Origin of the sequence: Curtobacterium sp. MCLR17_044, from assembly GCF_003234435.1 — a bacterium.
GTDB lineage: Bacteria > Actinomycetota > Actinomycetes > Actinomycetales > Microbacteriaceae > Curtobacterium > Curtobacterium flaccumfaciens.
The window spans coordinates 24798-46816 of the sequence record NZ_QKTC01000024.1 but is presented as its reverse complement, the minus strand read 5'-3'; the positions used below and the strand labels follow the sequence as shown (position 1 = coordinate 46816).

The 22019-nt window shown below is 72.0% G+C and carries 16 protein-coding genes and 1 tRNA gene; 6 read left to right on the top strand and 11 right to left on the bottom strand.

The window, feature by feature from the left end; translation table 11 throughout:
* On the bottom strand, window positions 1–1605 hold the full coding sequence (gene efeU / locus DEJ04_RS15810; protein ID WP_111047690.1) for an iron uptake transporter permease EfeU: 1605 nt from the start codon (window positions 1603–1605) through the stop codon (window positions 1–3).
* Between the two features lie 69 nt (window positions 1606–1674).
* Between efeU and DEJ04_RS15805 the strand changes: the two genes are divergently transcribed.
* Window positions 1675–2436 (top strand): trimeric intracellular cation channel family protein, encoded by a 762-nt coding sequence (locus DEJ04_RS15805; protein ID WP_071406483.1) that lies wholly within the window; start codon window positions 1675–1677, stop codon window positions 2434–2436.
* A gap of 247 nt (window positions 2437–2683) precedes the next feature.
* The gene (locus DEJ04_RS15800) at window positions 2684–3286 is read left to right on the top strand and encodes a TetR/AcrR family transcriptional regulator (RefSeq protein WP_111029886.1); all 603 of its coding nucleotides are present in this window, start codon (window positions 2684–2686) and stop codon (window positions 3284–3286) included.
* Between the two features lie 503 nt (window positions 3287–3789).
* Here the strand turns inward: DEJ04_RS15800 and DEJ04_RS15795 are convergent.
* The 5 genes from DEJ04_RS15795 to DEJ04_RS15775 all read right to left on the bottom strand — a co-directional run bounded on the left by DEJ04_RS15795 (window position 3790) and on the right by DEJ04_RS15775 (window position 10927).
* On the bottom strand, window positions 3790–6141 hold the full coding sequence (locus DEJ04_RS15795; protein WP_146248742.1) for a DUF3488 and transglutaminase-like domain-containing protein: 2352 nt from the start codon (window positions 6139–6141) through the stop codon (window positions 3790–3792).
* A gap of 5 nt (window positions 6142–6146) precedes the next feature.
* Window positions 6147–7478, bottom strand: a complete 1332-nt coding sequence (locus DEJ04_RS15790; RefSeq protein WP_111047688.1) for a DUF58 domain-containing protein — start codon at window positions 7476–7478, stop codon at window positions 6147–6149.
* Window positions 7478–8482 (bottom strand): MoxR family ATPase, encoded by a 1005-nt coding sequence (locus DEJ04_RS15785; protein WP_071406487.1) that lies wholly within the window; start codon window positions 8480–8482, stop codon window positions 7478–7480. Before DEJ04_RS15785 ends, DEJ04_RS15790 begins: the two co-directional genes overlap by 1 nt.
* 202 nt (window positions 8483–8684) lie before the next feature.
* A complete protein-coding gene (locus tag DEJ04_RS15780; RefSeq protein WP_111047687.1) occupies window positions 8685–9689 on the bottom strand; it encodes a sugar phosphate isomerase/epimerase in 1005 nt (334 codons plus the stop codon).
* The gene (locus DEJ04_RS15775) at window positions 9686–10927 is read right to left on the bottom strand and encodes a Gfo/Idh/MocA family protein (RefSeq protein WP_111047686.1); all 1242 of its coding nucleotides are present in this window, start codon (window positions 10925–10927) and stop codon (window positions 9686–9688) included. The genes DEJ04_RS15780 and DEJ04_RS15775 overlap by 4 nt, the downstream gene beginning before the upstream one ends.
* A gap of 116 nt (window positions 10928–11043) precedes the next feature.
* On the opposite strand from DEJ04_RS15775, the gene DEJ04_RS15770 reads away from it, so the two are divergent.
* Window positions 11044–12048: a LacI family DNA-binding transcriptional regulator gene (locus tag DEJ04_RS15770; protein ID WP_111047685.1), complete on the top strand. Its 1005-nt coding sequence runs from the start codon at window positions 11044–11046 to the stop codon at window positions 12046–12048.
* Between the two features lie 78 nt (window positions 12049–12126).
* On the opposite strand, the gene DEJ04_RS15765 is transcribed toward DEJ04_RS15770, so the two are convergent.
* Window positions 12127–12576 carry a MarR family winged helix-turn-helix transcriptional regulator gene (locus DEJ04_RS15765; protein WP_071406491.1) on the bottom strand — a complete coding sequence of 150 codons (450 nt, stop codon included), beginning with the start codon at window positions 12574–12576 and terminating at the stop codon, window positions 12127–12129.
* Between the two features lie 127 nt (window positions 12577–12703).
* On the opposite strand from DEJ04_RS15765, the gene DEJ04_RS15760 reads away from it, so the two are divergent.
* On the top strand, window positions 12704–13894 hold the full coding sequence (locus DEJ04_RS15760) for an MFS transporter (protein ID WP_111047684.1): 1191 nt from the start codon (window positions 12704–12706) through the stop codon (window positions 13892–13894).
* A gap of 65 nt (window positions 13895–13959) precedes the next feature.
* Here the strand turns inward: DEJ04_RS15760 and DEJ04_RS15755 are convergent.
* The 4 genes from DEJ04_RS15755 to DEJ04_RS15740 all read right to left on the bottom strand — a co-directional run bounded on the left by DEJ04_RS15755 (window position 13960) and on the right by DEJ04_RS15740 (window position 18351).
* Window positions 13960–14049 (bottom strand) — tRNA-Ser (locus tag DEJ04_RS15755).
* Between the two features lie 508 nt (window positions 14050–14557).
* Complete coding sequence (locus DEJ04_RS15750; protein WP_111047691.1) at window positions 14558–15874, bottom strand: LCP family protein; 1317 nt, start codon at window positions 15872–15874, stop codon at window positions 14558–14560.
* Between the two features lie 172 nt (window positions 15875–16046).
* Window positions 16047–16727 (bottom strand): GntR family transcriptional regulator, encoded by a 681-nt coding sequence (locus tag DEJ04_RS18620; RefSeq protein WP_220035576.1) that lies wholly within the window; start codon window positions 16725–16727, stop codon window positions 16047–16049.
* A 169-nt stretch (window positions 16728–16896) separates the two neighbouring features.
* Complete coding sequence (locus tag DEJ04_RS15740) at window positions 16897–18351, bottom strand: MFS transporter (protein ID WP_309148022.1); 1455 nt, start codon at window positions 18349–18351, stop codon at window positions 16897–16899.
* 224 nt (window positions 18352–18575) lie between these two features.
* Between DEJ04_RS15740 and DEJ04_RS15735 the strand changes: the two genes are divergently transcribed.
* Together DEJ04_RS15735 and DEJ04_RS15730 are read left to right on the top strand one after the other, a co-directional pair.
* On the top strand, window positions 18576–19961 hold the full coding sequence (locus DEJ04_RS15735) for an AAA family ATPase (protein WP_111047682.1): 1386 nt from the start codon (window positions 18576–18578) through the stop codon (window positions 19959–19961).
* Window positions 19954–21972: a VWA domain-containing protein gene (locus DEJ04_RS15730; protein WP_111047681.1), complete on the top strand. Its 2019-nt coding sequence runs from the start codon at window positions 19954–19956 to the stop codon at window positions 21970–21972. The genes DEJ04_RS15735 and DEJ04_RS15730 overlap by 8 nt, the downstream gene beginning before the upstream one ends.
* The last annotated feature ends 47 nt before the right edge of the window (window positions 21973–22019 follow it).

Sequence of the window (22019 nt, the reverse complement as noted above, 5' to 3'; positions counted from 1 at the left end):
TCATGTTACGGAGAATGCCGAGAACGACAATAGGCGTATCGTCGGCCACGTCAGAGGTGTATAAGAGCCAGGGATGGTGGGGAGTCGCCGGCGACGGCGGTCACGGAGGGCCAGCAGCGCCTGCGCGGCGGCAGCGATGCCGAGGGCGATCGGCAGCCAGGCCTTCCAGAGCAGCAGGTCGGCTGATCGCGAGTCCGCTGCGGCCACCGAGGCGGCCGAACGCTCGACTCGGGCATCGGGGACGGACCAGACGGTGCGGTCCAGGGTCGTGGTGCGCGCGGACGGGAGGCCCCCACCGCTCAGCGTCAGCACCTCGCGTTCGTCGCGGGTCGCGTCCAGGACCCCACCGCGGACGGTCCACAGGGTCACCGTGTCGCGCACGGCCCAGCGCGCCGCGAAGGGGCCGGGGTTCGTCGACGGGGAGACCCCGACGGGCAGGCGACCGAACAGGGTGACGAGGTCGTCGAGCGTCAGCGTCGACGGACGGTCGGCACCGCTCCCCTGCTCACTGGTTCCGTCCTGCACGACGCGCCACCGGTCGGCGGCCACGCCCGCGCGGGTGACGCGGCGGTGGGCCGACGTCGGCAGGGTGAGTCGGGCCTCCTGGCCGGTTCCGGTGCCGGCCACGCGGAGGACGCCGGACGCACCGTCGACGCTGGCGGAGACGGAGCTGGCGTCGCCGCTGACCGCGGTGGTGCGGGGCAGGTCGACCCCGCCCGTCGGCACGGCGATCGCGAGTGCCGCTGCCGCCACGGCGAGTGCGCCGGCGACGACGGCGCGCACCCGGGGCACGCGGTCCGGCGACGGACGCCAGGCGCGCGGCCAGAGCGTCAGGGCCAGCACCGGGACGACGTAGAGGACCCAGCCGAGCACCTCGATGACCCGCGGGTCCGGCGGGATGCCGAGCACGCCGGTGACCAGGGCCCCCTGCACCGAACCGTTCGGCGCGAGCCACGACAGGTCGACGGTGCGCTGCTGGCCGATGACGATCCAGCCGGCCTCGTGCGCGCGGCGGAGGACGGTCAACACCAGGCCGCCCGCGACGAAGACCAGGAAGACCCCGGTGCCGGTGAAGAACCGCGACAGGTTGAGGCGGACGCCACCGGTGTAGATGCCGAACCCGACGACGACCGCGGCCGCGATGCCGATCACAGCACCGAGGGCGGCGAGGCCGGTGTCCGACGACGCCTGGAACGTGGCGAGGAGGAACACCGAGGTCTCGAAGCCCTCCTTCAGGACGGCGAGGAACGCCATGCCGGCGAGAGCCCAGGCGGTGCCGCGGCCGAGGGCAGCGGTCGCACTGGCCTCGAGGTCGGCGGTCAGGGTGCGCGCGTGCGTGCGCATCCAGACGATCATGCCCGTGACGAAGACGACGGCGACGATGCCGATGACCGCCTCCATGCCCTCCTGCTGGGCCTGCGGCAGCGCCTGCTCGACGGCCTGCAGCCCGAAGCCGACGGCGATGCTGAGCAGCACCGCGAGCCCGACGCCCGACCACATCAGGGCGAGCGGGACGCGGTTGCGACGCAGGAACGCGGCGATGATGCCGACGATGAGCGTGGCTTCGAGGCCTTCACGGAGACCGATGACGAGAGTGGCGAGCATGACGAAGGTGAGGCTAACCTAACCGCCGAACGGCCCGCCAGTCGTGCGACGTGATGTTTGATGGTTCTCATGAACCTGCTGTCCGTCGACGGCCTGGCGTCGGTCACGAACGTGCTCGACCTCGCCGGGGTCTTCGCGTCCGCCCTGCTCGGCGGCTCCATCGCCCGCGCGATGGACTTCGACCTGTTCGGCTTCCTGGTCGTCGGGTTCGTCTCCGGCCTCGGCGGCGGGATGCTCCGCGACACCCTGCTGCAGAACGGACCACCCGTCGCGCTCGTCGACCCGCTGTACGTGCCGGTCGCCGTCGCCGGGGCGCTCATCGCGTTCCTCGTGTCGTTCTCCGAGCTCACCTGGGACCGGCTGTTCACCGTGCTCGATGCCGCCGTGATCGGGTTCTGGGCCGTGGTCGGCGTGCAGCGCACCTACGACGCCGGGCTCGACTGGCCCGCCGCGATCATCATGGGGACCATCACCGCGGTCGGCGGCGGGGCCATGCGTGACCTGCTGCTGCGGCGGGTGCCGGCGGTGTTCGGCGGGAACGCGCTGTACGCCACCGTGGCCGTCGCCGCGTCGGCCGTGATGGTGATCGCCTCGGCGCTCGGGTCACCGTCGCTCGGCATCCTGCTCGCGATCACCCTGTCGCTCGGGCTGCGCTGGGGAGCGGTCCGGCGGGGCTGGGGGCTGCCGAACGGCCGTGACTGGCAGCCGAAGTCGACCCTCGGTTCGCTGCTCCGGCGGGGTCGGAGCCTGCGGCCGGACGCGCTCCGGTTGCTCCGGCGCCCGGGCCGTCGGACCGGTGCCGGCAGTGTCCGAGAAGAGCACGAGGACTGAGGGGCTGTCCTCCGCGGCCCCGCGACGCTACGATCAGTACCGCCGGGTATCGTCCTGGCAGTTCTGCCGGGGATGGTCCCGGTGAACGCTGTCCGCACAGCACCGACGCGACCCGAACGCGCCGGTTCCGAGCAGACGTGGGGATGGGGGCTTCGCTGATGCCGCGCGGGATCAGACGCGCGGCGCGGCAGGTCTCCACCACGATGCTCTCCCCGACGACCACCACCACAGGTCGGAGCAGCAACCGATGAGCGACGACGCTTCCCCCACCCAGCGCATCCCGCGCGCCGAGGTCCGGGAACGCCTGCTCGCCGCCGGAGCCGCGGTCTTCGCCGAACAGGGTGTGTACGGCGCACGGCTCGACGACGTCGCCGCGCGCGCGGGGTTCAGCAAGGGTGCGGTCTACTCGAACTTCTCGTCCAAGGAAGACCTGCTCGCCCAGGTCATGCAGCGGTCCACGAACGTCGTGCTCGGCTCACTGCAGGAACTCGTGCACGCGGACATCGCCGCCGTCGACGTCGGGGACGTCCTGCGCGCCGCGTTCGGGCAGAACGACCAGAGCGAGCAGTTCGCGCTGCTCTCGGCGTTCCGCGGGTACGCGGTGCGGCACCCGGAGCTGCTGCCCGAGTTCATCCGGCAGCGCCGGATCCTGCAGGACGGGGTGCTCGAGCTGGTGCGGCTGTGGCTCGGTGCCCACCCCGAGGTCGAGGTGGGCATGACCCCGGAGGAGTTCGCGACCGTGCTCATCGGGGCGAACGTCGGCCTGGTGTTCGACGCGCCGGCGCTGCCCGGGGTCGATCCGGGCGAGCTCGTCGCGACCCTGGTCGAGGCGGTCATCCGCCGGCGCTGACGCGCGGTGCCCCGCGGCGCGGGCGGCGGTTTGCGGGCGCCGCGGGCGGCGGGCGGCGGCGAGGCGCGGCGCGGCGGTCGGGGCTTCGCACCGTGCGAGGTTCGCCACCCCGTGCCCGCTCGACCGCCCCGTGCCCGCCTACAGCCCCGCACCGAGCCACCAACCACGCACCACCCGACCAACCCCGCACGGTGCACCACCCTCCGACCCGACGCCCAACGGAGCCCGCACCGTGCGAGGTTCGCCACCCCGTGCCCGCTCGACCGCCCCGTGCCCGCCTACAGCCCCGCACCGAGCCACCAACCACGCACCACCCGACCAACCCCGCACCGTGCAGCACCCGCCGAGCCATCGCCCGACGGAACCCGCACCGTGCGGGGTTCACGACCCCGTGCCCGCTCGACCGCCCGGTGCCCGCCTACAGCCCCGCACCGAACCACCAACCACGCACCACCCGACGAACCCTGCACCGTGCAGCACCCGCCAGCCGGCACGCGCCCGCGTCAGGCCGTGCGGCGATCGCGACGGCGGGGCTTCGGCCCGTCGTGGGACCAGGCGGACGACGGCAACAGGCTCGGCGGCAGCAGGCGCGACCGGACGACGCGCACCGTGGGGACCGAGGCGTCGAGCGCCTCCCGAGCGTCGCGGACGTGACGCTCCAACGCCGGAGTGTCCACCGATGCGGCCCCGTCGGCGGCGAAGCGCTCACGATCGACCGCGTCGACCGCGGCCTCCAGGTGCGGTACGACCGACTCCGGCAGCCCGGGACGCAGGCGTCCGAGCACGGCTCGGGCTGTCCGGGCCACGGCGGCGGCGTCACCCGGCGGCGCGAGGCCCGGGGCGTACCCGTGGTCGGCGACGTCGTCGAGCAACTCGCGCCACGCCTGCACGGCGGGTGAGCGCCCGGCAGCGATCGCCGACAGCCTCGATCGGCGGCGAACCGCACGCACGAGGCCCGGGGCGACGAGGACCGCGAGCACGAGCAGCAGGCCCACGAGCAGCCCGACCGGTCCTCCGCCGCCGCCGGTGCTGGACGCACCCGTGGCACCCGGAACCGGGGACGCCGACGGGGTCGGTGACGCTGATTCGTCCGCCGGGGTGGTCTGCTCGGGCGCCGGCAGCGGGGTCTCCGGTGCCACTGCGGTCGGCGAGGCCGAGGGCTCCTCGGACGGCGCAGCTTCGTCGGAGTCGGGCGTCGGCTCGAAGGCGACCCATCCTGCGCCCTGGATGTACAGCTCGGGCCAGGAGTGCAGCTGCCGGTTCGACACCGCGTACTCGCCGTCGGGCTGCGGCGACCCGGCACGGTACCCGACCGCGATGCGCGAGGGGATGCCGAGCGTGCGGGCCATCACGGCCATCGCGGACGAGAAGTGCACGCAGTACCCGTCGCGGACCTTCAGGAACGTCGAGACGACGTCCATGCTGTCGCCGTCGTAGCCCTGCTCGACGGGAGCGGTCTCGGAGTAGGTGAACAGGTCGCTGCGGAACCACTGCTCGAGGGCCCGCGCCCGCCCGTAGTCGTCGGTCGCGGCGGCGGCGACGCGGGTCGCGGTGGTCGAGATGTTGGCGGGCAGGTCGTCGGGCAGGGCGAGGTCGGTGCGGAGCTGCTGGCGGCTGGGCTCCCGGAAGCCACGGCCGTCGGATCGCGCGAGCACCCCCGAGGCGGCGACCGCATCGAGGTAGTCGTTGGCGAACGTCGAGGCCCCGTAGACCTCGTACATCGCGCCGCGGGCGGTTGCGGCTCCGGTCGACCGGACGGTGCTCGAGTTCCCCATCCACCGCCACTGCGACAGGTCGAGGTTGGTGGACTGCGACTCGATCGACACCGCACCCGACGGCACCGGCAGGTAGGTGCTGGACAGCCCGGTGATCCGGACCGTCACGTCGCCGCGGCTCGCCAGGCGCGGGTTGACGCCCTCGGCCCACTGCTGCTCGTCGGCCGTGTCGGCCTCGGCCGCGTTCGTCACGGTCGGCACCCAGTCCCCCGTGCCGAACTCGTCGAGGTCGGCGAGCTTCAGGTACTCGGGCTGCCCGTCGGACGAGCGGTACCGGAACACCTCGAGCTCGCTCGGACGGCGCAGGTCGTTGCCGAGTTCGAGCAGGGTGCCGGGCCGTCCGGGCTGGATCGGCGACTGGATCGCACCGGTCACGCCGGACAACCAGCTGGCGTTGAGCGGCACGATCGTCGGCAGCCCGATGGCCACGACGAGCCCGATCGCCCCGACGACCGCGGCTGGCAGTGCACGCTGCACCGGACGCACGGACAGCCAGAGCAGCGCGAGGAACGCCACCGCCGTGGTGATGACGAGCGGGGTGCCGGCGGGCTGCCCGGTGATGACACCCGGCACGATCAGGATGACGAGGGCCGGAGCCGCGGCGAGCGACGGGATCCGCGCGATGGCGGCGAGGAACAGCGAGACCGCCGCCACCCAGCCGATCGACGCGGTGACGACGAGCCGGATCGCGTCGGTCTGCGGCAGTGGTGCGGGGTTCAGGCGGATCGCGGCGAGCGTCTCCCCGAGGGCCCCGTCGGCGTCGAGCCACCCGAGCGGTTGGATGTCGTTGACCAGGGCGGCGGCGCACGAGCAGGCGATGACCGTGCCGACCAGGACGACGAAGCGGATGCCGGGCGTCTGGCGGCGCACGGCGAGCATCACGGCGACGAGCACGGCGACGACGACGACACCCGATGCCCACCAGGCGATGCCCTGCACGAGCGGCCGGATGGCGAGGGCAGCGAGGAGCACGGGCACCGGCGCGAGGGCCACGACCCAGGCGCTCGGGACGTCACGCAGGTCGTCGTCGCGGTCGAGGATCTCGCGCACGTCGGCACGGCCACGCGCCGGCGCGCTCACCCCGGTCACCGGGCGGCCCCGGACGGCGTCGCGCCGACGACCGGTACCACGAGGGTCCGCCAGCCGCCGCGGTCGAGGATGCCCCGCACGGCCGGGTCCGGCGGCACGATCGTCGCCAGGATGCCGCGGCTCGACCCGCTGGTCGCGCTGACGAGCTCGGCGGCTTCCTCCGCGGTGCAGGTGCCCGTCACGACGGCGGTCATGCCGTGCACGTCGCGGCCACGGACCTCGGGCAGGACGTCGGTGACTTCGCGGGCGTCGGAGCGGAGCCGGACGTCGGCGAGCCCGACGAGCACGTCGGTGAGCCCACCGACGTCGCCCGCGTGCCGGGTCGCGCCTTCGGGACCGTCGAACACGAGCACGACACGGGAGGTCCGGGCGGCGAGCGCCCGGGCGACACTGGCTGCCACCACGACGGCGTGCTCGAAGGCCTGGTCGCCGCCCAGGTCGGAGAGCTCGGCGAGGTCCTCGCGACCGAGCCGCTGGTAGGACTCGCGCCGGACGTCGAGGGCGATCACGGCCTCGGGCGGCTGGGCCTGGGTGGTCTGGCGGACGTGGAGTTCACCGCGCCGTGCGCTCTGGGCCCAGTGCACCCGGCGGATCGGGTCACCCGGTCGGTACGGGCGGAGTTCGCTGTCGTCGGCCGAGCCACCCTGTCCGACCCGGCCCTCGTCGGCCGAGACCGCACCGGCGAGCGCCCCGGCGTCGATCGCCCCGAGGGGTGCCGAGGCCGGGACGACGACGACCTCCTCAGCCGGGACGACGGGACGGTCGATGCGGAGCAGGCCGAACGGGTCCTCGACCCGGATCGTCACGGGTCCGACCAGCGAGCGGCCGCGGTGCATCGCGAGCGCCTCGACGTCGAGCACGGCCGGTGGCAGGTTCGGCCCGACCTCGGCGTAGGTCTCCGCCTCGGCCAGGCTGGCGAAGGCGTCCTCGAGCTGTTCGCGCACGAGCAGCGTCGCCCGCGGGCCGATCCGCAGGCTGGTGCTGCCGAGGGTGATGCGTTCCCGGTAGACCTCACCCACCTGGACGATCGCCCGTGCGGTGCTGCGGCTGCCGCGGAGCGGGGTGGCGACGACGAACGCCATCACGATGCCGAGCACGACCAGGACGAGCAGCAGCAGGCCGGCCGTGACGGCGACGCTCGTGGTGCCGACCAGACCGCCGCCGACCAGGCCGATGCCGACGGCGATGACCGTCCAGCCCCGGATCGTCGGGCGCGGGAACGGGGTGCGGCGTGCCAGTGACAGCCCGCGGCGGCCGAACCGTGCCGCCGTGGACCGTGCGGCACCGACGCGTCGCAGCAGCGACCGCGGTGCCGATGGACCGGCCATCAGGAGCGGACGGGGGTGGCCGTGAACGGGATGGCGGTGTCGGAGACGATGCGGACGACGATCTCGCGCACGGTGTCCTCGCCGGTGCCGCCGAGCCCACGGGCGACCGGCACGAGCCGGTGCGCGAGCACGATCGGGGCGAGCGTCGCGACGTCGTCGGGGGTGACGAACGGGCGGCCGAGCAGGGCTGCGTGCGCACGGGCTGCCTGCGCCAGGTGCAGCGTCGCGCGGGGGCTCGCACCGAGCACGAGGTCGGGGTGAGTGCGCGTCGACCGGACGATCGCGATGATGTACGCCTCGACGTCGGGGGCGATGTGCACCCCGGCGACGGTCTCGATGATCGCCCGCAGCGTGGTGACGTCGACGATCGGCCGCAGGCGCGACAGCGGGTCGCTGCCGCCGCGGTTCGCGAGCATCTGCCGTTCGGCGTCGACGCTCGGGTAGCCCATCGCGATGCGGGCCATGAAGCGGTCGCGCTGCGCCTCGGGCAGCGGGTACGTGCCCTCCATGTCGATCGGGTTCTGCGTCGCGACGATCATGAACGGCCGGTCGAGCGGACGCGTCACACCGTCGACGGTGACCTGCGACTCCGCCATCGCCTCGAGCAGGGCCGACTGGGTCTTCGGGCTGGTGCGGTTGATCTCGTCGCCGATGACCACGTTCGCGAACACCGGGCCGGGCGAGAACCGGAAGGTGCCGGACGACTGGTCGAAGATGTTCACGCCCGTGACGTCGGACGGCAGCATGTCCGAGGTGAACTGGATGCGGTTCACGGACCCGCCGACCGAGGCGCCGAGCGCCTTGGCGAGCACGGTCTTGCCGACACCGGGGACGTCCTCGACGAGCAGGTGCCCCTCGGCGAGCATCACCGTCAGGGCCGTGCGGATGGCTTCCGCCTTGCCGTCGATCACCGTGGCGACGGAGGCCACGATGTCGTCGCCCACCGCCCGCACGTGTTCGAGCGGGAAGGCGGGGTGGGTCGGCTCCGGCACGCAGGGCTCCATCGTCGGGGACAGGTGTCGTGCATGCTACATCGGGCCGGTGACAGCACCCGGTACGGGTGCACGGACTGGTCGTTCCGCGCACCGGTGGCCGATCCGCGTGTGGTGTGGCCGGGAGGCACGGCGCACCACACGCCGATCCGTCACCCGGTGCGCGGAACGGTTCACGGGCCTCCAGGCAGTGTGCGGGTCGGCTGACGGACGGTCAGGACCGGGGCGCCAGCGCCGCGTCCGCGGCGCGCAGCACGCGCGCGGCGACCGCGACCCCTTCTTCGCGCCCGAGCTCGGTGTCCTCGTGCTCGATGTTCACCCACATGTCCGGGTCGATCGCACGCAGGGCCTCGAGGAACGTCGTCCAGTACGCCTCGTCGTGGCCCTTGCCGAGCGCGACGAAGTCCCACGCCGACGGCTTCGGCCACTCGTTCGCCCACTCGTCGCCGCCGAGGTTCGTCCGTGATTCGTCCGGCGACAACCGGCGGAACGAGTTGTCGAGCACCCCGTTGATCGCGGCGTGCGGGTTGATCCGGACGTCCTTCGCGGCGGCGTGGAACACGAGCGGGCCGAGGTCGTGGGCGACCGCCACCGGGTCCATCTGCTGCCAGAACAGGTGCGAGGCGTCGAGCTCCACCCCCACGTTGGTCAGCCCGCCGCGCTCGACGAGCTCCCGGATCGACGCCGGGTTGAACACGAGGTTCTGCGGGTGCAGCTCGAGTGCGACCTTGACGCCGTGCTCCCGGGCCAGGGCGTCGATCTCCTGCCAGAACGGCACCGCGACGCTCCACTGGTGCTCGAGGACGTCGAGCGCAGCCGAGCTCCAGGCGTTCACGATCCAGTTCGGCCGCGTCCCGCCCGGCTCCCCCGCCGGCAGTCCGGACATCGTGACGACGCGGTCCTGCCCGAGGCGGGCCGCGAGGCGGATGCTCCGCCGGACGTCCTCGGCGTGCGCGGGACCGATCGCCGGGTCGGGGTGCAGCGGATTGCCGTTGCAGTTGAGCCCGGCGATCTCGACGCCGGTCCCCGCGAACTGCGCGAGGAACGCGTCCCGCGCACCGTCGTCCTGCAGGATCGCGTCGATGTCGGGCACGTGCACCGGGGGCAGGAACCCGCCGGTGTTCAGCTCGATGCCGGCGAGCCCGTTGTCCGCGATGACCCGGAGTGCGTCGGCGAGGGGCCGGTCGTGCAGGATCGCGTTGTAGAGACCGAGCTTCATGCGCGGACACCACCCTGCGTGGTCGGGACGACGGCGTCGGCAACGTCGACGGACGTGCCCCCGGCCGCGGCGGACCGTGCCACCGCGTCGAGGACCTCCATGTTGTGCACGCCGTCGTCGAACGTGGCGTTCGCGGGCAGGGCGTCGGGCGCGGCGCCGGACAGCCCCGCGATCTCGTCGAGAAACGCCCGGGCCTGGTACTCGAACATCTGGTTCTGCCCCCAGCCGACGCCCGGGGCGTCCATCGCCATGCCACCGGCGACGTAGGGGTGGTCCGGGCCGAGCACGACCTGACGGTACCCACCCAGACGCGAACCGTCGGACTGCAGCGCGAGGCCGATCTCGGAGGCGCGCTCCTGGTCCCAGCGGGCGGCGCCGCGCTCGCAGAACACCTCGATGACGAGGCCGTTCGGGTGCCCGGCCGCGACGCGGGAGGCCTCGAGCGACCCGACGACCGTGCCGTCGCCGAACCGTGCGCTGAACGTGGCGTAGTCGTCGTTGCCGACGGCCGCGGTCTCTCCGGTGAGCGGGACGGCCTGCCCCCGCAGGGCGTGTCCGGCGGCCACGGGGCGCTCGGTGATCGACGTGGTGAACGTCCCACCGCTGACGCTCCGGACCGGGCCGGCCAGGAACTCGGCGACGTAGGACAGGTGCGAGCCGACGTCGGCGAGCGCACCGGACCCGGGCTCCCCCGCGAAGCGCCACGAGAACGGGACGTCGGGCGAGGCGCCGTAGTCGGTCCAGTACCGGCCGGAGACGTGCAGGACCCGGCCGAGCGTGCCGTCCTCGACGAGCTCCTTGATGGCCGCGAGGCCGGGAGCCCGGCGGTAGGTGAACCCGATGCGGCCGAGCACTCCGCGCTGCTCGGCCTCGGCAGCGGCGGACGCCATCGCGCGGGCATCGTCGAGCGAGTCGGACAGTGGCTTCTCGCAGAGCACGTGCTTGCCGGCGGCGAGCAGCCCCGCGACGATCTCGCGGTGCAGGGTGTTCGCGACGACGACGCTCACCACGTCGATGTCGTCCGCTGCCGCGATGGCCCGCCAGTCGGTGTCGTGCCGCTCGTAGCCGAAGCGCCGTGCGGCCTCGGCGGCGAGGGGCTCGTAGACGTCGCCGACCGAGACGAGCCGGACCGGCGGCAGCGTCGAGGTGAAGAGGGAGGGTGCGTTCCGCCACGCAGCCATGTGGGCCTTGCCCGCCATGCCCGCGCCGATGACGGCGACGCCGATGCTGTCGCTCATGTTCTCTCCTTCGAGAAGGTCGCTGGATCCCGATTCTGGAACGTTCCAGAACGTGTCGGTAGACTGTAGCCGCACCAGCCCATGTCCTGTCAAGCACCATGCCGGAAAGGCTCAGCGTGACCCCTCGCCCGCCGACGATCATCGACGTCGCCGCTCGCGCAGGCGTCTCGAAGTCCCTGGTGTCGATGGTGCTGCGCGACGATCCCGGGGTCTCCCCCGCCCGCCGCTCCGCGGTGCTCGCCGCCGTCGCGGAGCTCGGCTACCGCCCGAACCGCGCCGCCGCCATCCTCGCCGGCACCCGGACCCGCACCGTGGGCGTCATCGTCGACGACTTCCGGAACCCCTGGTACGTCCCGATGCTCGACGGCATCCGCGAGGCCCTCGCCCCGCACGGCCTCCGCCTCACCCTCGCCGACACCCGCGCCAACGCCCACCTCGACTCATCCCCGTTCGACGACCTGGTCTCCCTGCGGGTCGACGGCGTGGTGCTCGCCGCCGAGGGCTTCCCCGACGTCGTCATCCCCGCCGACACCCCGGTCGTGGTCGCCGGCGCGCGCGAGGACGTCCCCGGCGGACTCGACGTGGTCGCCTCCGACGAAGCCGCCGGCGGACGGTTGGCAGCGGATCACCTGATCGGCCTGGGTCACCGCCGCATCGCCCACGTCACCGGCTCGGGAGGCCCGGCTGCGCTCCGCCGCGACGCCACCGTTGCGCAGCTGCTCGCATCCGGCATCGAACCCCTGGTCTACGGCTCCGGGCCGACCTCGGAGACGACCGGCTACGAGGGCATGCGGCTCGCCCTCCGGGAGCATCCCGACCTGACCGCGGTGTTCGCCGCGAACGACGTCATGGCGATGGGCGCGATCGCCGCCGTGCAGGAAGCCGGACTCCGCGTGCCGCAGGACGTCTCGGTGATCGGCAACGACGAGACCCCGCTCGCCGCGTCACCCCTGCTGCGCCTGACGACGGTCGACCCGCACAACGACGAGGTCGGGCGCCTGGCGGCTGCGCGGCTTGTCGAGCGGATCGGCGCCGCAGCGGGGACGCCGACGGATCCCATCCGGACGCTCGTGCCGCCGACGCTCGTCGTGCGGTCGACGACGGGGCCGCCGCGCGCCTGAGTGGTGACCGCCCTGGGGCCGACGCCGGCGGGGCGGAGCTGCGCCGGGCCTCCAGGCCGGGTGCGAGGTGACCCGAGGTCAGACGCGCGCACCCTCGAGCCGGTCGACGGACTCAGCCAGGTCGGCGAGCTCGGGGACCTCGTGCGCCTCGGCGAGGGCGCCCTCGAGCGCCTCGGCGTGGATCGGTGTCGCACGCTCGAGCAGGACCTGCCCGGCGTGCGTGAGCTCCGTGTAGAGCCCGCGACGGTCGTCGGCGCACAGGACACGGGTCAGCAGGGCACGCTCCTCGAGCCGGTTCACCAGTCGAGTGGTCGCACTCGGGCTGAGGGCGGCCGCGCGGGCGAGCTGCTGCATGCGCATGTGGAAGCCGTCCTGGCGGCGCAGGGCATCGAGCACCGTGAACTCGACGACGGACAGGTCGACCTGCCGGAGGGCCCGCTCCAGGCGCGTCTCGATGAGGCCGTGCAGCGCCGCCAGGGTGCGCCAGCCGTGGGCACGGACGGCGGTGGAGGTGTCATCGACGGACATCGGGGCTCCTTCGGTCGGTGCAGACGGCGACAGTTGCTTGCGCGGATACCCCGCGTGTGCAACTATCGATATCCCGCGTCTGCAACAACCAGCGTACGCGGCACAGCTGCACAACGGAAGGACATCCATGCCCGCGGGACTCATCGCCCTCGCACTCGGCGGATTCGGCATCGGCCTGACCGAGTTCGTCATCACCGGCCTGCTGCCCGAGGTTGCGGCCGACTACGGCGTCACCGAGACCACCGCCGGCTGGCTCGTCACCGGGTACGCCCTGGCGGTCATCGTCGGGGCCCTCGGGCTCACCGCCGCGACCACCCGACTCCCCCGCAAGCCCGTCCTGCTCGGGCTGCTCGTGCTGTTCATCGTCGGCAACACCCTGTCCGCGATCGCCCCGACCTACGGCGCGATGATGACCGGCCGCGTCATCGCCGCCCTGTGCCACGGAGCGTTCTTCGGCATCGGCTCGGTCGTCGCCGCGAACATGGTCGAGCGATCCAAGCGCGCCTCGGCCGTCGCGCTGATGTTCACCGGGCTCACCGCGTCGAACGTGCTCGGCGTGCCGTTCGGCACCTTCCTCGGCCAGGCCGCCGGCTGGCGTGCGACGTTCTGGGCGATCGCGGCCATCGGCGTCGTCGCCCTGATCGGCGTGCTCGTCCTCGTCCCCGCAGTCCGCTCCACCGAGGTTCCGTCCCTCGCCCGCGAGCTCGGCGCCTTCCGGTCCGGGCAGGTCTGGCTGTCGCTCGGCATGACCGTGCTCGGCTACGGCGGGATGTTCGGCGCCTTCACCTACATCGCGTACACGCTGACCTCGGTGTCCGGCTTCCCGTCGTCGGCGGTGCCGTGGCTGCTCATCGTGTTCGGCATCGGGCTGTTCGTCGGCAACTTCGCCGGCGGCAAGCTCGCGGCCCGCTCGATCGACCGCACGCTGCTCGTGGTGCTCGTCGTGCTGACCGTGGTGCTCGCGGTGTTCGCCCTCGTCGCGACCTCGCCGGTGCTCACCGTGATCGCCCTCGTGCTGATGGGGGCATTCGGGTTCGCGACCGTCCCGGCCCTGCAGACGCGGGTGATGCAGTACGCCGACCATGCGCCGACCCTGGCGAGCGGGGCGAACATCGCCGCGTTCAACCTCGGCAACGCACTCGGCGCTTGGATCGGTGGCCTGACCATCGCCGGCGGGCTCGGGTACACGTCGCCGATCTGGGCGGGCTCGGGGATCACCCTGGCGGCCGTGGCACTCACGCTCGTCGCGATGGGCGCGGTGCGTCGGGGGCGTGCGGGAGTGCGGACCACGACGACGGGGAGCATCGTGACCGTCTGACGCGGGCGCTTCGGGCCTGAGAACGACGAAACCCCGGTCCGATCGGACCGGGGTTCATCGGCGTGCGGAGACGGAGGGATTTGAACCCTCGGTCCCCTCAAAGGGGACTCCACCTTAGCAGGGTGGTGCACTCGGCCGGACTATGCGACGTCTCCAAGCACTCTCGCGAGCGCTGCGACCACCATACAGGAGGACCGCGCCACTCTCGACCCGACGCACACCCGCGCGTGGCACGACCCGTCACACTCGGTCCCCCGAAGTGGGGACACGTGGGGGTTGTCGGGGCGTACCCCACTGCATACCATCATCGGGACGCGGCAATCACGTTCCGGGGCTCGTCCCCGTCGTCGCGACACAGCACCCGACGTCGTTCCCCGTGCGGGCCCGGCGCGCCCGATCGCGTGGCGCCCGGCGGGGAGCGACTTCCCCTGGGGGCGCGGCCCACCACCGCGCCCCCGTTTCTGCGTTCGGGGGCGGGTGCACTGCTGACGTTCGGGCGCGCGCACGGCAACGGCGGGCCCACGAAAGCGACACTGCGCCACCGAGCTCGGCCGTCACAGGTGCCAGGGCGACAGAGTGCCGCGGATGTTCGGCGGCAGACTGTCGCTTTCGCGGAAGGGGCAGGGGCGGGAGGCGGCAAGCAAGCGACCGTCCGCCCGCGCCTCAGTACCCGAACGCCTTGGAGCAGGTCTGCTGGTCGGCGGACTGGCCCTCGAGCCCGTCGATGGTCTCGGGCGTCGCCGAGGGGGTGCGCGGCGCAGCGGACGACGGCGCTGCCGGTGTCGCGGGGGTCGCGGGCTCCGGCGCAGCGGCCTGCGACGACGGTGCAGCGGTCGGCTGCGTCGGGTTCGGCTGCGTCGGGTTCGTCTCGGACCCGATGCCCGTGCTGTCCGCCCCGAGGGAGAACGACTGATCGGCCTTGATCTTCGCGAACAGCCGGTCGGCCAGGTACGTCGTCGGCTCGACCTTGCCCTCGTAGACACCGGTGCCGCCCGTGGTGCCCGGGTACTGCACGAAGTTCACCTGCGCCAGCGGCAGGTCGCGCAGCGCCAGGCCCATCTGCACCATCGTCCCGATGTCGTTCAGGCTCTGGGAGAGCTGCATGTTGGACGCCGCGGCCCGGGCCAGCTTGTACAGGCGGGCCGGAGAACCGAGGGTGTCGTTCGACTTCACGGTGCGGAGCAGCGACGACAGGAACACCTGCTGGCTCGAGATCCGACCGAGGTCCGATCCGTCGCCGACCCCGTGCCGGGTGCGCAGGAACGCCAGGGCCTCGTCGCCCTGCAGGGTCGAGGTGCCGGCCGGCAGGTTCAGCCCGGTGTACGAGTCGGTGATCGGCTGGGCGACGCAGACCGGCACGCCGCCGATCGCGTTCGACATCTCGATGACGCCCTTGAAGGACACCGCGGCCGAGTACTGGATGTCGAGGCCGGTCAGCCCGGCAACGGTCTGGGTGACGCAGTTCAGGCCGCCCTCGCCGAACGAGGTGTTGATCGGCTGCGCCGCCATCGCCGGAGCCGTGCCCGTGCCGTCGGTCTTCTTGCAGGCCGGGATCGGCGTGACGAGGTCGCGCGGGATGCTCACCGCGGTCGCGTTGGTGTGGTCGGCCGAGACGTGCAGCAGGATGTTGACGTCGTTGAGGGTCGCATCGCGCTCCCCGAAGGCTGCGCTCTGCTCGGGGTCGTTGTCGGTGCCGACCACGAGCATGTTGAACCCGCCCTTGAAGGCGCTGATCGGCTTCGCGCCGCCCTTCGCCTGCGGTGCGGGCTGGCCCTGGATCTCGACGCCGTCACCGAGGTCGTCCGTGACCTGCTTCGCCGCGATCGCCGTGACCGAGACCGAACTCACCAGGGCCACTGCGACGACGGCGGAGACCGTCTTGGCAGCGGTCGCGAAGGGGCTCGAGCGCCGCAGACGTCCGTGCCGTGCGATCCCGGACGCTCGGTTCAAGCGGTGGGATCGATCGCGGACGTCGTTCACGGGCACTCCTGTCGTCGGTGGACACGCCGGGGACGGCAACCGGTCAAGGCTGCCACGACGTTGCCTGACGATCCAGTGCGAGGGACACCGGTGACACTCGCTGCTCAGTGCCGCGACCTGCGGATCTACGGCGGTCGGCGCGGACCTGAGCGGATGCGCAGCCGAGGTCGGTTCAGGCCGACACGACCACCCGGAAGCGGTCGGGCAGGGCGATCAGGGCGGACGACAGGTCGAGGAGCGCCGCGGCACAGTCGTCGAGGGCGTCTCGCTCCGCAGCGGCCACGGCCCGCTCGACGAACTCGACCCGTCGTCGCCGGTCGACCACGGCATCGATCCCGTTCGCCAGGGCGACGTCGTCGGTGAAGAACATGTCGAGCACGATGCGCTGCGACAGCAACCAGTCGCCGCTGACCGACGACCCGCGGCGCCGCAGGTACCAGGCGCCGAGCTCGACGAAGGCACCGGCTTCGGTCCAGCACTCCCGCAGCCACACCTTGTCGAACCGGTCGTGGTACCTGACGGAGTTCGACGGCGGATCGACGAGCAGGGCCTGGGCGATCCGCATCCGCTCGATCATCTGGTCGACCGACCACTGCGAGATCACGACACCGACGTACCGCTGCACGCTGGCCAGCTGCAGGGACTCGAGGGTCACGAGGGCTTCGCGCACCGGTGTGCGCGACACCCGCATGTCCGATGCCAGGGTGTCGAGCCGCAGCCGCTGCCCGCGGCGGTACTCCCCCCGCAGGACGTTGTCGAGCAGTCGCAGGAACACCGCGTCGCGCAGCAGGCTGCGGCGCAGGCCGTGGGGATCGAGTCCGCCGGCGCCGGCTCGGATTGGGGTGTGCTCCATCAGCCCAGGCTCACGCACGGACGGCACCCCCGAGGCGAGGGCGGTCGCTGCCGTGGATCGTGGTCGCCGGTGTCGCGCTGTGGAGGAGTGCCATGCAGGCACAGTGACAGCGCTGCGACGGCGGCGCTAAACACTCTGAATACAGAATGTCAAGCCGCCGCCACAGGGCTCACTTCCGGTCTGACTTCGCGTCCCCGGTGAGCACCGAGAGCGGTTGGGTGACGTCCTCGAGCCCCTTCCGCGCCGCGTCGACCCCGAACACCAGCGCCACGACCCCACCGGCGATCATCACCGCGGATCCGAGCAGGTACCCCCAGAACAGCGGCTCCCGCGACGAGCCGTCACCGATGAGTGCACCGTAGATCAGCGGGGCGACGGCACCGAAGATCTGCGCCAACGCGAAGAAGTACGAGATGGCTTGCGACCGCAGCTCGAGCGGGAAGATCTCCGACACGGTCAGGTAGGCGCTCGATGCCCCCGCCGAGGCGAAGAAGAACGACACGCACCAGAAGGCGACCTGCACCGTCGCCGAGATCGCGTCGGCCTGGAAGAGGAACGCCGAGGTGGCGAGGACGAGACCCGAGACCAGGTACGTCGAGAAGATCATCTGCCGACGACCCCAGGTGTCGAAGAACCGCCCGAGGATGATCGGGCCGAGCAGGTTGCCGATCGCGAACGGGAAGAAGTACACCGATGTCTCGGCCGTCTTCAGCCCGAAGAAGTTCGTGAGCACCAGGGCGTACGTGAAGAAGATCGCGTTGTAGAGGAACGCCTGGGTGATCATCATCGTCGCGCCGACGAGGGTCCGGGTCGGGTACTGCCGGAACAGCACCTTCACGATCGTCCGGAACTTGACGTTGTCGGTCGGGGTGACGGTCATCGCCTTGGACTGGTCGACGTCCGGCAGGCGGTGCCCGGTGGACTTCTCCACCGACTCCTCGATCCGTGTGACCGTCGCCTCGGCTTCCTCCTCGCGTCCGTGCGTCATGAGCCACCGCGGACTCTCCGGGATGTGCCGGCGCAGGAAGATGATCGCGATGCCCAGCACCGGGCCGAGGAAGAAGCCGATGCGCCAGCCGATGTTCTCGGCGAAGTTGGCCGTGTCGAGCAGGTAGATGTTGGCGAACGCGCCGAGCGCGGCACCACCCCAGTACGTGCCGTTGATGGCGATGTCGACGTGCCCGCGGTACTTCGCCGGGATGAGCTCGTCGATCGCCGAGTTGATCGCCGCGTACTCGCCGCCGATGCCGAGCCCCGCGACGAACCGGAACGCCGCGAGGAACCAGAAGTCCTGGGCGAGCCCAGCGATGCCGGAGCCGATCAGGTAGATCGCCAGCGTGAGGATGAAGAGCTTCCGTCGCCCCAACCGGTCGGACATCCGACCGAACACGATCGCGCCGACGACCTGCCCGATGAGGTAGATCGTCCCGAGTGAGGTGACCTGCTGCGTCGACAGGTTCAGGTCCGCCTGGAAACCCGCGTTCGAGACGATCTGGATCTCGAGACCGTCGAGGATCCAGGACACGCCGAGTCCGACGACGACGCTCCAGTGGAACCGGGTCCACGGCAAGCGGTCCATCCTGGCGGGCACCAGGCTCTTGATGGTTGCGTTCGCGCTGCTCACGAAATGGGACCGTACGCCGAGATCGCCGATGTGGTTCAGATGCCGAACGAGCAACCGGGGGCGGAGCCGGATCCCCCTACTTCGAATCCGGCTCCGTCGCCGGGATCTCAATGATCGCAAGTGCGATGGAAACCCACAAGCGGACGGGAGGCACGGTGCGGGCCCGCCACGCGCCTCCAGTCCGACCCTGGTCGCCGTCGCCTACGCGGCGTAGCGTCGGAGAGGTGACCCGACCTGACATCCGCACGGTCGGCGAGCTCCGCACCTCTGGTCACGTCCAGAAGACGGTCCGCGCCGAGATCCGCGACAACCTGCTCACCGCCCTGCGCCAGGGCACCGATCCGTGGCCCGGCCTGCACGGCTTCGAGACCACCGTCATCCCCCAGCTCGAACGCGCCCTGATCGCCGGCCACGACGTCGTCCTGCTCGGCGAGCGCGGCCAGGGCAAGACCCGGCTGCTCCGCACCCTGCAGAGCCTGCTCGACGAGTGGACGCCGGTCATCACCGGCTCCGAGCTCGGCGAGCACCCGTACGAACCGATCACCACCGCGAGCATCCGGCGCGCCGACGACCTCGGCGACGCCCTGCCGATCAGCTGGCGACACCGCGACGACCGCTACGTCGAGAAGCTCGCGACGCCGGACACGAGCGTCGCCGACCTGATCGGCGACGTCGACCCGATGAAGGTCGCCGAGGGCCGCAGCCTGGGCGACCCGGAGACCATCCACTTCGGACTCGTCCCCCGCGGGCACCGTGGCATCGTCGCGATCAACGAGCTGCCCGACCTGGCCGAACGCATCCAGGTCGCGATGCTCAACGTGATGGAGGAGCGCGACGTCCAGATCCGCGGCTACGTGCTGCGGCTGCCGCTCGACGTGCTCGTCGTGGCGAGCGCGAACCCCGAGGACTACACGAACCGCGGCCGGATCATCACGCCGCTGAAGGACCGCTTCGGCGCCGAGATCCGCACGCACTACCCGATCGAGCTCGACGACGAGATCGCCGTCATCCGGCAGGAGGCCCAGCTGACGGCCGAGGTCCCCGACGCCCTGATCGAGATCCTCGCCCGGTTCACCCGCGCACTGCGTGGTTCGAGCGCCGTCGACCAGCGCAGCGGTGTGAGCGCCCGGTTCGCGATCGCCGGTGCCGAGACGGTGTCCGCCGCCGCGGTGCACCGCGCAGCGCGCCAGGGCGAGGACGAGGCGGTCGCCCGGCCGATCGACCTCGAGACCGCGGTGGACGTCCTCGGCGGCAAGATCGAGTTCGAGAACGGCGAAGAAGACCGGGCCGACGAGGTCCTCGAGCACCTGCTCCGCACCGCGACCGCCGAGACCGTGCGCTCCCGCTTCAAGGGTCTCGACTTCGCGGTGCTCGTGGACGCGCTCGACGGCGGCACGATGGTGACCACGGGCGAGCAGGTCAGCGCCCGGGCGTTCCTCGAAGGCCTGCCGTCGATCGGCGAGTCCGACCTGTACGACCAGGTGTGCGACCGGATGGGTGCCACGAACGACGGCGAACGCGCCGGCGCGATCGAGCTCGCCCTCGAGGGCCTGTTCCTCGCCCGGCGCATCAGCAAGGAGTCCGGCGGGGGCGAAGCCGTCTATGGCTAGGCAGAACCGGCGCCTGACGCGCGACACCCGGTACGGCCGGTACACCGACGGACCCGACCCGCTCGCCGCCCCGGTCGACCTGGCCGAGGCGCTCGACGCCATCGGGCAGGACGTGATGGGCGGCACGTCGCCCGAGCGCGCGATGCGGGAGTTCCTGCGGCGCGGGGGCCGGACGCAGCGCGGTCTCGACGACCTGGCCCGACGGGTGGCCGAGCGCCGCCGTGAGCTGACGAGCAAGAACAACCTCGACGGCACCCTGCAGCAGGTGCGCGAGCTCCTCGACCAGGCGCTGCTCGCCGAGCGGGGGGAGCTCGCCCGCAACGTCGACCTCGACGACGGCGACCGGGCCCTGGCCGAACTGCAGCTCGACAGCCTGTCGACCTCCCCCGCCGCCGCCGTGCAGGAACTCGGCGACTACGACTGGACGAGCCCGACCGCGCGGCAGAAGTACGACGAGATCAAGGACCTGCTCGGCCGCGAGGTGCTCGACCAGCGCTTCGCCGGCATGAAACAGGCACTCGAGGGTGCCACCGACCAGGACCGGGCCGCGGTCAGCGCGATGATGCAGGACCTCAACGCCCTGCTCGAGGCGCATGCCCGCGGCGAGGACACCCAGCAGCAGTTCGACGACTTCATGGACCAGCACGGCGAGTACTTCCCGTCGAACCCGGCGAACGTCGACGAGCTGCTCGACGACCTGGCAGCCCGCGCGGCCGCGGCGCAGCGCATGCGCAACTCGATGACCCAGGAGCAGCGGGACGAACTCGACGCCCTCGCCCAGCAGGCGTTCGGCTCCCCCGACCTGATGGGGCAGCTGTCCCAGCTCGACCGTACCCTGCGCGCACTGCGTCCCGGCGAGGACTGGGGCGGATCCGAACGCATGGAGGGTGAACAGGGGCTCGGGCTGGGCGACGGCACCGGGGTGTTCCAGGACATCGCGGACCTCGACGCCCTCGCCGACCAGCTCGACCAGTCCGGACCGGGCTCGGAGCTCGACGACCTGGACCTCGACGCGCTGTCCCGGCAGCTCGGCGACGAGGCTGCGGTCGACGCGAAGACCCTGCAGCGCCTCGAGCAGGCGCTCCGGAACTCCGGGGCGATGCGCCGCGGTGCCGACGGGCAGCTCCGGCTCACCCCGAAGGCGATGCGGCAGCTCGGCAAGAGCCTGCTCAAGGACGTCGCCCAGCGGATGTCCGGTCGCCAGGGCGCACGGGACCTCCGTCGCTCGGGCGCCGCGGGCGAGCCCTCGGGGGCGTCGCGGCAGTGGGCGTTCGGCGACACCGAGCCGTGGGACATCCCCCGCACGATCACGAACGCCGTCGTGCGGACGGCGGCGAGCGGACGACAGGGAGCCGGCGTGCGCCTGAGCATCGAGGACGTCGAGGTGCAGGAGACCGAGGCCCGCACCCAGGCCTGCGTCGCGCTGCTCGTCGACACGTCGTTCTCGATGGCGATGGAGGACCGCTGGGTGCCGATGAAGCGCACCGCCCTGGCGCTGCACACCCTGGTGTCGACCCGGTTCCGCGGCGACGACCTGCAGCTCATCGCCTTCGGTCGCGAGGCCGAGGTGATGGACGTCGAACAGCTCGTCGGTCTCGACGCGATGTGGGACAAGGGCACGAACCTGCACCATGCCCTGCTCCTCGCCAACCGGCACTTCCGCAAGCACCCCACGGCCCAACCGGTGCTCCTCATCGTCACCGACGGCGAGCCGACGTCGCACCTCGAGCCGAACGGGCAGGTCTGGTTCGACTACCCGCCCGACCCGGTGACGATCGCGCTGACCGTACGGGAGCTCGAGAACGCCGGACGCCTCGGCGCCCAGACGACGTTCTTCCGGCTCGGCGAGGACCCGGGGCTCGCCCGGTTCATCGACGCGATGGCGAAGCGGGTGGACGGCAGCGTCGTGGCACCGGAGAACGACGACCTCGGGGTCGCCGTGGTCGGTTCGTACCTCGGCTCGCGTCGCGGGGCCGGCGGCGCGCTCTTCCGCGACGACTGGGGGCTCTGAAGCCCACACGAGACGGACGGGAGGCCCGTGGCGAGACCGCCACGGGC